The organism is Streptomyces sp. NPDC044002, from assembly GCF_056434525.1.
Window position 1 is genome coordinate 17132 of the sequence record NZ_JBWKEZ010000089.1, and the last position, 11204, is coordinate 28335.

Genomic DNA, 11204 nt, shown 5'->3' on the forward strand with positions numbered 1-11204 from the left:
CTGCGAGAACCCGGGAACGCGCAGGTCAGGCCGGTCCTGACGACCGGCCCGGAGGTGCCCGCGGGGCCGTGCGGTGACGGCGCCCGTGAGACCGCCGTCACATCCGGCGCCCCCGGATCGAGCCCGGGACGGCGCCGCCCGTGGGCGCGCTCCCACCCTGAAGACGGAGCGCACGGGCTCCTGGTTGCCTGGACTGGCGATCGAATCGCTGGAAACACGACAAAGCGCCCATACAGCCCCAGGGTGGCGAACGCCTGTCGCACGTGCGCCCGTCCGGGTGATTCGGCCCTCGTCCGGGTGAAGCGCGGGCATATTCCGACGGCATGCCACATTCCGGCCGTAGCGTGCCGGGAGTGATCGCACACATCCCGCGGCCGTCCCGCACCGCGGCGCCGACGAGCGCCGGCCCCGAAGGTCCCGACCCGGACCCCGAGCTCGACGAGGCCCTCTGGCGGGCCTGGCAGGCCATCGACCCGCCCGAGACCTTCCGCGTCGAGATCGTGGAGGGGCTGATCGAGATGTGGCGGGTAGGGCGGCCGTTCACGCACGCCCTCACCGCGAACCGGCTGCGGTCCCGGCTGGCCGCCCACCTCGCCGGGGGCCCGTACGCCCCCTACATGGCGATGTACGTGGTCGGCGGCCACCAGGCCTGGGCGCCGGACGTGCTCCTCGCGCCGGACGACCTCACCGGGCACGCCGCCCGGGGGGAGCTGGGGATCAAGGCGTCGAGCGTGCCGCTGGTCGCCGAGGTCGTCGCCCCGGGACCGCAGGACGTCGCGCGGGACCGGGTCCGCAAGCGCCGCGCGTACGCCCGGGCCGGGATCCCGGTGTACGTGATCGTCGACGACTACGACGGCCACGGCACGGTCAGCGTGCTGACCGGCCCCGTCCCCGACGATGCGCGGTACGCCTGCGAGGTGCGGGCCCCGTACGGCACCGCGGTGGTCGTGCCCGAGGGGCCGGCCCGGGGCTTCGTGATCGGCGAGCAGGTCACCGGGCCGGCCCGCGTCCCCTAGACGGCGGGGTCCGCGCCGGGGCGGCGGGGTCCGCGCCCGGCCGGGGAGCCCGCGCCTAGGCCGCGACGGAGCCGGGGCCCGCGCCGAACTGGACGGAGCGCTTCGACAGGCCCATCCAGAAGCCGTCCACCGGGGTGTGCTGGGCGGCGAGGTCGGATCCCGCGGCCCCGAGGGTGACGAAGAGCGGGGCGAAGTGCTCCGTGCGGGGGTGAGCCAGGCGGCCCGCCGGGGACTTGGCCTCGAAGTCGAGCAGGGCGTCGACGTCCTGCGCGGCCAGCGCCTCCCGGCCCCAGTGGTCGAACTCGGCCGACCAGCCGGGCACTCCGGGCCCGGTGTGCCGCAGCGCGGCCAGGTTGTGGGTGAAGAAGCCGCTGCCGACGATCAGGACGCCCTCGTCGCGCAGCGGGGCGAGCTTGCGGCCGATGTCCATCAGCCGGGCCGGGTCCAGGGTGGGCAGGGAGATCTGGAGGACCGGTATGTCGGCCTCCGGGTACATCTCGACGAGCGGGACGTACGCGCCGTGGTCGAGGCCGCGGTCCGGGACGTCCTGGACCGGAGTGCCGGGCGCCTTGAGCAGGGCGCGGACCGAGGCGGCGAGCTCCGGGGCGCCCGGGGCCCCGTACCGCACCCGGTAGTAGTGCTCGGGGAAGCCCCAGAAGTCGTAGACGAGCGGGACGGGCTCGACGGCGCCGAGCGCCATCGGCGCCTCCTCCCAGTGGGCGGAGACCATCAGGATCGCGCGCGGCCTGGGCAGGGCCGCGGACCAGGCGGCGAGCTCGGCCGGCCAGAGCGGGTCGTCGGCGAGCGGCGGGGCCCCGTGGCTGAGGTACAGCGCCGGCATGCGGGGGGTCTCGGTGGTCACGGGGGCGCTCCTCGGTCGTGGGTGCGGTGCGGGGTCCCTCGAAAAGACTAACCCCGTCTCGTTCAAATTTGAACGAGACGGGGTGATCAGTCATTCCCGCACGCGGCGCCCCGTCAGTGGGCGATCACCGGGACCTTGATCTCGGCGTCCTCGCCGGCGCCCGAGCCGGAGGCGACCGGGCCGCCCTGGCCCGGACGGCCGGTGTTGATCAGGGTGAACGCGATGGCCGCGCTGGCGACGAGGATGCCGACGGCCCACCAGATCGCGGACGAGTAGCCCTCGACCATGGCCTGCGCCTGCACCAGCTTCGCGGCCGGGCCGCCCGCCGCGGCCTCGGCCGCGTGGTCGGCCAGGTAGGCGGTGGTCGCGGAGGCGGCGATGGTGTTCAGCAGGGCGGTGCCGATCGCGCCGCCCACCTGCTGCGAGGTGTTGACCATGGCCGAGGCCACGCCGGCGTCGGCCGGGTCCACCCCGTACGTCGACAGGGACATGGCCGGCATGAAGGCCGTGCCCATGCCGAGGCCCAGCAGCAGCTGCGCCGGCAGGATCAGCGCCGGGTAGGAGGAGCCGACCTCCAGCTGCGTCAGCATCAGCATGCCGGCGCCGGCGAGCAGGAAGCCGGGGCCCATCAGCAGGCGCGGGGCGACGCGGGTCATCAGGCGGGCGCCGATCTGGGTGGAGCCCGTGATCATGCCCGCGATCATCGGCAGGAAGGCGAAGCCGGTCTTGACGGGCGAGAAGCCCTTCACGACCTGGAGGTAGTAGGTGAGGAAGAGGAACAGGCCGAACATCGAGATGACGGCCAGGCCCAGCGAGAGGTAGACACCGCCGCGGTTGCGCTCCAGCAGGACGCGCAGCGGCAGCAGCGGGGACTTCACCCGGGACTCGACGAACACGAAGGCGGCGAGGAGCAGCGCCGAGGCGACGAACATGGCCACGGTGACCGTGTCCGACCAGCCGGCGGACTCGGCGCGGGTGAAGCCGTAGACGAGGGCGACCAGGCCCAGGGTCGAGAGGATCACGCCGGGGACGTCGAGGCGGGCGCTGTTGCGGGAGCCGGCCGGCTCGCGGATGACCATCCAGGCGCCGACGGCCGCGACGACCGCGAAGGGGATGTTGACGAAGAAGGTCCAGCGCCAGTTGAGGTACTCGGTGAGGAAGCCGCCGAGGATCAGGCCGACGGCGCCGCCGCCGCCCGCGATCGCGCCGTAGATGCCGAAGGCCTTGGCGCGCTCCTTGGCGTCGGTGAAGGTGACGGCGAGCAGCGAGAGCGCGGCCGGGGCGAGCAGCGCGCCGAAGGCGCCCTGGAGGGCGCGGGCGCCCAGCATCATGGCCTCGCCGGTCGCGGCGCCGCCGAGGGCGGAGGCCAGGGCGAAGCCGATCAGGCCGACGACGAAGGCGTTCTTGCGGCCCCACTTGTCGGCGATGCGGCCGCCGAAGAGGAGCAGTCCGCCGAAGGCCAGCGCGTACGCGGTGATGACCCACTGGCGGTTGCCGTCGGAGATGCCGAGGTCGGTCTGGGCGGAGGGGAGGGCGATGTTCACGATGGTGGCGTCGAGGACGACCATCAGCTGCGCCAGGGCGATGAAGACCAGGGCCTTCCACCGGCTGGGGTCGACGGCAGCCGGCGGGGTGCTCGCGGCTGTTTTCGGCATGGGGGTACCCACTTCACTGTGCGGATGACTGAAAAATTACTGAACTTCTAAAAATGTCTGAAAACGTCTGAAAAAGAAGTCTTGGGCTCTGGAGGGTCTCAGTGCCGGGGCATGCGCCTCAGGTCGTCCAACGTGGCCGCCGTGCCGGGCAGTTCGGACCGGGCGGGGGCCCGCAGGCCGTCCAGGAAGAGCTGGAGGTGGCGGTGGACGAACCGTTCCACGCCCAGGCAGTCCGTCCCCGGCAGGGGGCGGCTGAGCTGGGACAGCGCGACCATCAGGTCGCCGACGCCGATGTCGGGGCGGAGCAGGCCGCCGCTCTGGCCGGCGCCGACCAGCCGCTCCACGGCCGCCTCCAACGCGGCGCGGGCGGCGAGGAGTTCGGGGTGGTCGTGGTCGAAGCCCGCCGCGAGCATCGGGCACAGGGCGCCGATCCGCTCGTCGGCGGCGCCGTGCGTGAAGCGGCAGAGCGCCGCGAAGGCGTCCGGCTCCTCGGCGAGCGCGTCCTCCGCCAGGGCGGTGACCCTGTCCATCACGTAGAGCACCACGTGGTGGACGAGGGCGGCGCGGTCGGGGAAGTGCCGGTACAGGGTGGCGTTGCCGATGCCGGCCCTGCGGGCGATCTCGTCGAGGGGGGCTTCCGATCCGAACTCGACGAACATCTCGCGCGCGGCCACCAGGATCCGCTCCCGGTTGCGCACGGCGTCGGCGCGGGGCTTCGGGACCCGGCCGGGTGCCGCGGACGCGGCACAGGCGCCGGCTCCGGCGTCAGCTCCGGTGAGGTCCACGGCCGCTCGGGGTGCGGCCGCCGGGGTGCTGGCGGGGCTCTTCATTCCGGGGCCTTCCTGGGCGCGGGATCCGGCGGATCAGTGCGGATCGGTGCGGATCGGTCCGTACGGCCGCCCGTAACCGGGGAGCCGATCCCCGCTTCGTGGGGACTCCTGTTCAAACGGGGATCCAGTCCCCGGTTATTTCACTCGCGAGTGTGAGCTGCGCCACACTCCCAGGAGGGGCTTTTGCCCCGGTCGGATCACATTTGGAGGCTTTCGACGCGCGGGCGTGTCGCAATCGTCGGAGGGTGAGCCCACAGAGAGCAGTCCGGACCCGGCCGGCTGCCGCGGACCGAAGGCGATCTCCATGCCGCAGACCCGCCGCCGGATACGCAGACCCTGTCGCACCAGCGCCTTCATCGGCCTCACCGCACTGGCCCTGGGCGTCACCGCCACCGCCAGCGGCGGGATATCCGGCCGCGGCCAGTCGGCTGCCGGCCCCGTCGCCACCAGCGCCGAATCCGTACTGGCCCCCTGCCGGATCACCGGGACCATGGGCGTCCAGATGTCGGAGGGCCTGCCCACCCCGCCCGGGTACTCCCGCTCCACCGGCGAGGTCCGCGCACTGAACCTGATGATCGACTTCCCGGACGCCAAGGGCGAGGGCACGGCCATGGACCGGCTGGCGGAGTTCTTCCCCCAGACCTCCGACTGGTTCCGCACCAGCTCCTACGGCCGCCTCACCTACCGCGCCGAGTCACCGGTGCGGGACTGGCTGCGGATGCCGATGCCGTTCGCGGCGTACGGGATCGAACGCGGGTCCCCGTACGAGCCCGGCTACCGCCAGCTCGTCGAGCACATCGCGAAGGCCGCCGACGCCGAGGTGGACTTCAGCCGGTACGACCTGGTCAACATCCTGGTCACCCCGAACGCCGGCCCGTCCGCACTGGACACCGTCCTGTCGGTCACCTTCTCCGGCAACGGCGAGGCGCCCATGGCCGACGGGGTCCCGCTCGCGAACACGTCCTTCGTCTACAGCCGCCAGGACGACGGCTCCGGCTCCTACCGGGAGACCGGCTACCGGGTCCTCCCCCACGAGAACGGGCACGTCTTCGGACTGCCCGACCTGTACACGGCCGACGGCGGCGGCACCGTCGGGCACTGGGACATCATGAGCGAGGACTGGGGCGCCAACAACGACCTCCTCGGCTGGCACAAGTGGAAGCTGGGCTGGCTCGACAGCAGCCAGGTCAGCTGCGCCTCCACCTCCGGCACCAGCGACCACGTCCTGTCCCCGCTGGCCGTCGAGGGCGGCACGAAGCTGGCCTTCGTCCCCCTCTCCGAGAGCGCCGGCTACGCGGTGGAGGTCCGCACCCGCGCCGGCAACGACGAGGCCGTCTGCAAGCCCGGAGTACTGATCTACAAGGTCGACTCGGACGTGGACACCGGGCGCGGGCCGGTCACCGTCTCCGACAGCGCGACCGGCAGCGGCGGCTGCACCCGGCGGCCCAACGTGCACGCCGAACTGTCGGACGCCCCGTTCCGGCCGGGCGAGACCTTCACCGACGAGAAGGCGGGCATCACCATCGCCGTCGTGGGCGAGCTCCGCAACGGCCGCTACCAGGTCCGCGTGACCCGGCCCTGACCCCTTCCCCCCCAGCCCGCCCCGAGGAGGCCCTCCGTGACAGCGACCCCCACCACCCCCGAGGAACGCCTGGCGGCGGCCGGGCTGGAGCTCCCGCCCGCCCCCGCGCCCGTCGCCGTGTACGTACCGGCGGTGGTCAGCGGGCACTACGTCCACACCTCCGGCCAGCTGCCCATGACCGGCGGGGCCCTGCCCGTCACCGGCAAGGTGGGCGCCGGGGTCACCCCGGAGCAGGGCAAGGAGCTCGCGCGGCAGTGCGCGCTGAACGCCCTCGCCGCCGTGGCCTCCGTCGCCGGGGACCTGTCGGCCGTGAAGCGGGTGGTGAAGGTCGTCGGCTTCGTGGCGAGCGCCCCCGACTTCACCGGCCAGCCGGGCGTGGTCAACGGCGCGAGCGAGCTGCTCGGCACGGCCTTCGGCGACGCGGGCATCCACGCCCGGAGCGCGGTCGGGGTGGCGGTGCTGCCGCTGGACGCCCCGGTCGAGGTCGAGATCACCGTGGAGCTGCACACCCCGATGGGGGTGTGAGCGGGGCCGGCCGCGAGCGCAGAACCTCCGGCGCGCCGGACGCGTCACCTGGGGCATGACCCCGTACGCGACACCCCGCCGCCGGGGAGCCGCGGCCCGGCTCCGCCCTCCCCGCGGGGGCGCGGTCGCGGCCCTCGCCGTCCTGACCGCCCTGCTCCTGGTGGCGCACCCCTGGCTGCCCGGCGGGCCGGCGAGCGGCAACCCCCGCAGCCTCGTACAGACCTTCCTGCCCTGGACCGCCCTCGCGGTGCCCGTCCTGCTCACCGCCGCCCTGCTGCGCCGCTCCCGGGGCGCCCTGGCCGCCGTACTGCTGCCGGCCCTCGCCTGGGGGTGGGCGTACGGGCCCGCCCTGGGCGACGGCTCGCGGGGCGGGCCGGCCGACCTCACCGTCGTCACGCACAACGTCGACGACGCCAACCCCGACCCGGCGGGCACCGCCCGCGCCGTCGCCGCCTCGGGGGCGCAGCTGATCGCCCTGCAGGAGCTGACGCCGCCCGCGCTGGACGCGTACGAGCGGGCGCTGGCCGCGAGCCACCCGTACCACGTGGTGCGGGGCACGGTCGGGCTGTGGAGCACCTTCCCGCTGCGGGACGCGGACGCCACCCCGATCGTGCCGTGGCGGCTCCTGCTGCGCGCCACCGCCGACACCCCGAAGGGGCCGGTCACCGTGTACGTGGCCCACCTGCCCTCCGTCCGGCTGGGCACCGGCGGCTTCGCCACGGCGCGCCGCGACGAGGCCGCCCGCAACCTCGCCGCCCGGCTGCGGGAGGGGCCGGGCGGGCGGACCCTGCTGGTCGGGGACTTCAACGGCACCACCGACGACAGCGCGCTCGCCCCGGTGACGCGGGGCTTCACCGCCGCCCAGGAGGAGGCGGGCGCCGGCTTCGGCCCGAGCTGGCCGGCCCGGTTCCCGGTCGCGCGGATCGACCAGATCCTGCTGCGGGGCGGGCTGGCCCCGGTCTCGGCGTGGACCCTGCCCGCTACCGCGAGCGACCACCTGCCGGTGGCGGCGTCGCTGCGGTACTGACCGGCAGCGCGCGCAGGGCGTGGAACCTGAAGGTGGTGGTCCACGCCAAGTCGCCCGCCGGCACGGCGAGTCGGAGCCCCGGCAGGCCGTGCAGCAGGGCGCCGAGGCCGAGGGTGAGCTGGGTGCGGGCCAGGGCGGCGCCGAGGCAGTAGTGGAGCCCGTGCCCGAGCGCGAGGTGCGCCTTGTCGGCGCGGGTGACGTCGAAGCGGTCCGGCTCCGGGTACCGGGCGGGGTCGCGGTGGGCGGAGCCGAGCGAGAGGAGCACCGTGTCGCCGGCGGGGATCCGTACGCCGCCGATCTCGACGGGCTCGGTCGGGAAGCGGCGGATGGCGGTCTGGTTGGCGAGGGAGTGGCGCAGCAGCTCCTCGACGGCGTCGGGGAGGAGTTCGGGCTTCTGCCGCAGCATTTCGAGCTGCTCGGGATGGGTGAGCAGGGTGAACAGCCCGTTGCCGATGAGGTGCTGGACGTTCTCGCTGCCGGCCATGATGACCAAGAAAGCCAGCGAGACGAGTTCGTCCTCGCTCAGCCGGTCGTCCAGGTCCCGGGCGGCGATCAGCCCGGACAGGACGTCCTCGCCGGGCGCGGCGCGCCGCTCGGCGACGAGGGCGGTGAAGAACCGGTGGATCTCCACTACGGCGCGGGCGAGTTCCTCGCGGCCGGCCGGGTCGAGCATGGTCAGGACCCACCCGGAGAACCGCTCCCGGTCCGCCTCCGGGACGGCGAAGAGGTCCCCGATGACCTTCAGCGGCAGCGGCCTGGCGAACTCGGCGACCACGTCGGCCGTCCCGTCCTCCCCGGCCCGGGCGGCGAGCCGGCCGGCGAACAGGTCCACCGCGGCCCTGATCGACGCGCTCATCCCCTCGACGTGCCGGGGCGTGAACCCCTGCGCGACCAGCCGGCGCAGCCGCAGGTGGTCGTCGCCGTCCATGTTGAGCAGGTTGGCGTCGAGCGCCGGGGGCAGCGCGAACCCCTTGAAGCCGTCCCCGGCGTGCCGCTTGTCCACCGACAGCCGCGGGTCGGCGAGCCACCGGCGCACATCGGCCTCGTGCGTGACCAGCCACGCCTCCGACCCGTCGGGCAGCGCGACCCGGTGCACGGACCCCTGCTCGCGCAACCGCGCGTAGACGGCGTACGGATCGGCCCGGAAGCCCTCCCCGAACGGCTGCTGCACGACCCCCGCGTCAACGCCCCCGGCCATGACACCCCCACCCCTCGCCGGCGGCCCCGCGCGCGCCGGATCATGGAACCAGGTTAAGAGGCGGCACCCGCGCACCTCGATCCGCTAGGCTGTTGAGCGGTCAGCCGAAGACCGGGCCGCAACACCGGGCCGGGTCCAGGCAGTCCCGCCTTCGTAGCTCAGGGGATAGAGCACCGCTCTCCTAAAGCGGGTGTCGCAGGTTCGAATCCTGCCGGGGGCACCATCGGGGACGGCCCGGAGCGATCGTGCTCCGGGCCGTTCGCGTCGTGGTCGGGGGGTGGCAGCCGCTTCGAGGAGTCAGCTGAGGCCTCTGCTGCGTTCGCCGATGCGGTCGCCCTGGGGGGTGCCGGCGCGCTTGAGGGCCGCCTTGGTGTGGGCGCCGCCCTTCACCTTGCTGCGGAGCGGGCCCTCGAAGCCGTGGCCCTGGGTCTGGGGCGCCTGGAGGCGTTCCGCCGCCTTCGCGATCGCCGCCTGGACGTCCTGCTTCTGCTCTTTGCTCATCCCGTCGTCAACTCCCTCGGGAAGCAGCCAATCGGATCAAATCGGATTACTGGGATCGTATGCACATCTGGGGGCTGGTGCACCTGGATCAGGGCGGTCAGGGCCGCGGCGGGGTGCCCAGGGTCCGGTGGATCAGCGGTTCCGGGCACGGCGTGCCGCGCGGGAGCTGGTACTTCGCCGAGACCCGGTACTCGCCCGGCGCCGGGGCCAGGAGCTCCGTCCAGGCGTCCCCTGCGGCGTCCGGGGCCGCCTTGAACAGGCACCCGGAGGTGTTCGCGTCCCGCGGCGGCGGTACGGGCTTCCCCGCGCCGTCCACCAGCCCCAGCCACGGGGAGTGCGGGATCCGCACCAGTACGCGGCCGGGCGCCGAGACCTCCACCACCAGCTGGTCGGCGCCCGCCCGGACCACCTTCGCGGGGCCCGAGACCAGGCTCGCCGGGGCGTCCACGCGCAGCAGCCGCCAGTTCTCGTCGCCCCACACCTGGCTCAGGTACGGCAGGCCCCCGCGCACGAGCGCCGCCTCGGCCTCCCCGCCCGAGTCGGGCTTGTCGGCGGGCAGCACCACGTAGTGCACGGCCCAGCGGTCCAGCCAGTCCCGGTAGCTCTCCGCGGTGAGGGTGTCGTCGTAGAAGAGCGGGTTGCGCTCCAGGTCGGCCTGCCGGTTCCAGCCGCGCGCGAGGTTCACGTACGAGGGGAAGGCCGAGGACTCCCGGTGGCTGCTGGCGGGTACCACCTCGACCCGGCCCCGGTCTGCGCCGGCCTTCTGCAGCTGGTCGACCAGCGGGGCCAGCTCGCGGTTCCAGGCGGCCACCGGGGTGGTGCGGACGACGTCGGTGACGCTGTTGGTGGTGATCCACGCGGTCAGGCCCGCGAAGGCCAGCAGCAGGGCGTACCGGCGCCGCGAGCGCGGGGCCGCGTACGGGACGGCGGCGAGCAGCACCGCGCCGCCGAACAGCATGACCAGGCGGGTGACGTTCGAGCCGACCTGGGAGTCGATCGCCCAGGTCAGGAACACCCCGAGGGCGTACACGGCGGCGGCGGTCCGGACCGTCCGCCAGGTTTTCGGTACGAGGAGGGCGACGGCCAGCCCGAAGAGGAACGGCAGCCCGGCCGAACCGATCTTCATCGGCTGCGTCCCCGAGAAGGGGAACAGCCACGCCGACAGCCCCACGACCGCCACCGGGGCCAGCCCGAGGGCGTACGCGCCCGGCCGCCGCCGGCTCAGGAACAGCGCGGCCGCGACCACCCCGAGGAAGAGCCCCGCCACCGGGCTCGCGGCGGTCGCCAGCCCGGCCAGCGGCGCGGCGACGGCGGCCTTGGCCCAGCGCCGCCGGGCCCACTTGCGGGGCCAGCAGAAGACGGCGGCGACGGCCCCGAGCGCGAAGAGGGTGCCGAGCCCGAAGGTGACCCGGCCCGAGAGGGCGTTGCACAGCAGCCCGTAGACCCCGGCCAGGGCCGGCCACAGGGGGCGGCGGACGGCTCCGCGGCAGCGGGTGAGGATCAGCGCGAGGAGCCCCGCCGAGGCGGTGCCGGCGACCATCATGGTGGTCCGGACGCCGAGCACGTGCATCACGTACGGGGACACGACGCTGTACGAGACCGGGTGCATGCCCCCGTACCAGGCGAGGTTGTACGCCGTGTCGGGGTGCCGGCCGACGAACTCGGCCCAGGCGTCCTGCGCGGCGAGGTCCCCGCCGCTGTTGGCGAAGCAGAAGAACCAGACGACGTGCAGGACCGCCGCCGCGGCCGTCGCCACGAGCACCGGGTGCCGGTGCGCCCAGCCGGGCGTGCGGACGGGCGGGCGCGCGGGCGCGCCGGGGCCGCGCGGCGGCTCCGGCCGCCCGGCCGCCGCCCCCGTCTGCCGCTGCTCGGCTGTGGTCACGGACGTCACCCTCTCGTACGACTGCCAGGACGTGGGGGGGGGGGGGGGGGGGGGGGGGGGGGGGGGGGGGGGGGGGGGGGGGGGGGGGGGGGGGGGGGGGGGGGGGGGGGGGGGGGGGGGGGGGGG

General features: G+C 74.4%; 10 protein-coding genes and 1 tRNA gene. 5 read left to right on the plus strand and 6 right to left on the minus strand.

Annotated elements, in window-relative coordinates:
- Nucleotides 1–353: 353 nt before the first annotated feature.
- Nucleotides 354–1016 (plus strand): Uma2 family endonuclease, encoded by a 663-nt coding sequence (locus AC07A6_RS37535; RefSeq protein ID WP_478780120.1) that lies wholly within the window; start codon nucleotides 354–356, stop codon nucleotides 1014–1016.
- 55 nt (nucleotides 1017–1071) lie between these two features.
- Here AC07A6_RS37535 and AC07A6_RS37540 read toward each other — a convergent pair whose 3' ends face one another.
- The 3 genes from AC07A6_RS37540 to AC07A6_RS37550 all read right to left on the minus strand — a co-directional run bounded on the left by AC07A6_RS37540 (nucleotide 1072) and on the right by AC07A6_RS37550 (nucleotide 4363).
- Nucleotides 1072–1857 carry a dioxygenase family protein gene (locus tag AC07A6_RS37540; RefSeq protein ID WP_386275291.1) on the minus strand — a complete coding sequence of 262 codons (786 nt, stop codon included), beginning with the start codon at nucleotides 1855–1857 and terminating at the stop codon, nucleotides 1072–1074.
- A 134-nt stretch (nucleotides 1858–1991) separates the two neighbouring features.
- The gene (locus tag AC07A6_RS37545) at nucleotides 1992–3533 is read right to left on the minus strand and encodes an MFS transporter (RefSeq protein WP_478780121.1); all 1542 of its coding nucleotides are present in this window, start codon (nucleotides 3531–3533) and stop codon (nucleotides 1992–1994) included.
- Nucleotides 3534–3631: 98 nt separating this feature from the next.
- Nucleotides 3632–4363 (minus strand): TetR/AcrR family transcriptional regulator, encoded by a 732-nt coding sequence (locus AC07A6_RS37550; protein ID WP_478780122.1) that lies wholly within the window; start codon nucleotides 4361–4363, stop codon nucleotides 3632–3634.
- Between the two features lie 304 nt (nucleotides 4364–4667).
- On the opposite strand from AC07A6_RS37550, the gene AC07A6_RS37555 reads away from it, so the two are divergent.
- The 3 genes from AC07A6_RS37555 to AC07A6_RS37565 are packed head-to-tail and all read left to right on the plus strand — an operon-like array spanning nucleotide 4668 to nucleotide 7497.
- On the plus strand, nucleotides 4668–5945 hold the full coding sequence (locus AC07A6_RS37555) for a M6 family metalloprotease domain-containing protein (RefSeq protein ID WP_362471796.1): 1278 nt from the start codon (nucleotides 4668–4670) through the stop codon (nucleotides 5943–5945).
- 36 nt (nucleotides 5946–5981) lie between these two features.
- Nucleotides 5982–6470 (plus strand): RidA family protein, encoded by a 489-nt coding sequence (locus AC07A6_RS37560; protein WP_362471793.1) that lies wholly within the window; start codon nucleotides 5982–5984, stop codon nucleotides 6468–6470.
- Between the two features lie 55 nt (nucleotides 6471–6525).
- Complete coding sequence (locus AC07A6_RS37565) at nucleotides 6526–7497, plus strand: endonuclease/exonuclease/phosphatase family protein (protein WP_478780123.1); 972 nt, start codon at nucleotides 6526–6528, stop codon at nucleotides 7495–7497.
- Here the strand turns inward: AC07A6_RS37565 and AC07A6_RS37570 are convergent.
- Nucleotides 7451–8695 (minus strand): cytochrome P450 family protein, encoded by a 1245-nt coding sequence (locus AC07A6_RS37570; RefSeq protein ID WP_478780124.1) that lies wholly within the window; start codon nucleotides 8693–8695, stop codon nucleotides 7451–7453. The genes AC07A6_RS37565 and AC07A6_RS37570 overlap by 47 nt on opposite strands.
- 147 nt (nucleotides 8696–8842) lie before the next feature.
- Between AC07A6_RS37570 and AC07A6_RS37575 the strand changes: the two genes are divergently transcribed.
- A tRNA-Arg gene (locus tag AC07A6_RS37575) sits at nucleotides 8843–8918 on the plus strand.
- Nucleotides 8919–8992: 74 nt separating this feature from the next.
- Here AC07A6_RS37575 and AC07A6_RS37580 read toward each other — a convergent pair.
- A complete protein-coding gene (locus AC07A6_RS37580) occupies nucleotides 8993–9196 on the minus strand; it encodes a hypothetical protein (protein WP_478780125.1) in 204 nt (67 codons plus the stop codon).
- A gap of 97 nt (nucleotides 9197–9293) precedes the next feature.
- Nucleotides 9294–11204: MFS transporter (locus AC07A6_RS37585; protein WP_478780126.1), on the minus strand; the 1911-nt coding region annotated here is incomplete at its 5' end.

What these genes read in the sequence shown, in the direction of transcription:
- AC07A6_RS37540 (WP_386275291.1), bottom strand. Translation starts at nt 1,857, where the DNA reads ATGCCGGCGCTGTACCTCAGCCACGGGGCCCCGCCGCTCGCCGACGAC.
- AC07A6_RS37545 (WP_478780121.1), bottom strand. Translation starts at nt 3,533, where the DNA reads ATGCCGAAAACAGCCGCGAGCACCCCGCCGGCTGCCGTCGACCCCAGC.
- AC07A6_RS37550 (WP_478780122.1), bottom strand. Translation starts at nt 4,363, where the DNA reads ATGAAGAGCCCCGCCAGCACCCCGGCGGCCGCACCCCGAGCGGCCGTG.
- AC07A6_RS37555 (WP_362471796.1), top strand. Translation starts at nt 4,668, where the DNA reads ATGCCGCAGACCCGCCGCCGGATACGCAGACCCTGTCGCACCAGCGCC.
- AC07A6_RS37565 (WP_478780123.1), top strand. Translation starts at nt 6,526, where the DNA reads ATGACCCCGTACGCGACACCCCGCCGCCGGGGAGCCGCGGCCCGGCTC.
- AC07A6_RS37570 (WP_478780124.1), bottom strand. Translation starts at nt 8,695, where the DNA reads ATGGCCGGGGGCGTTGACGCGGGGGTCGTGCAGCAGCCGTTCGGGGAG.
- AC07A6_RS37580 (WP_478780125.1), bottom strand. Translation starts at nt 9,196, where the DNA reads ATGAGCAAAGAGCAGAAGCAGGACGTCCAGGCGGCGATCGCGAAGGCG.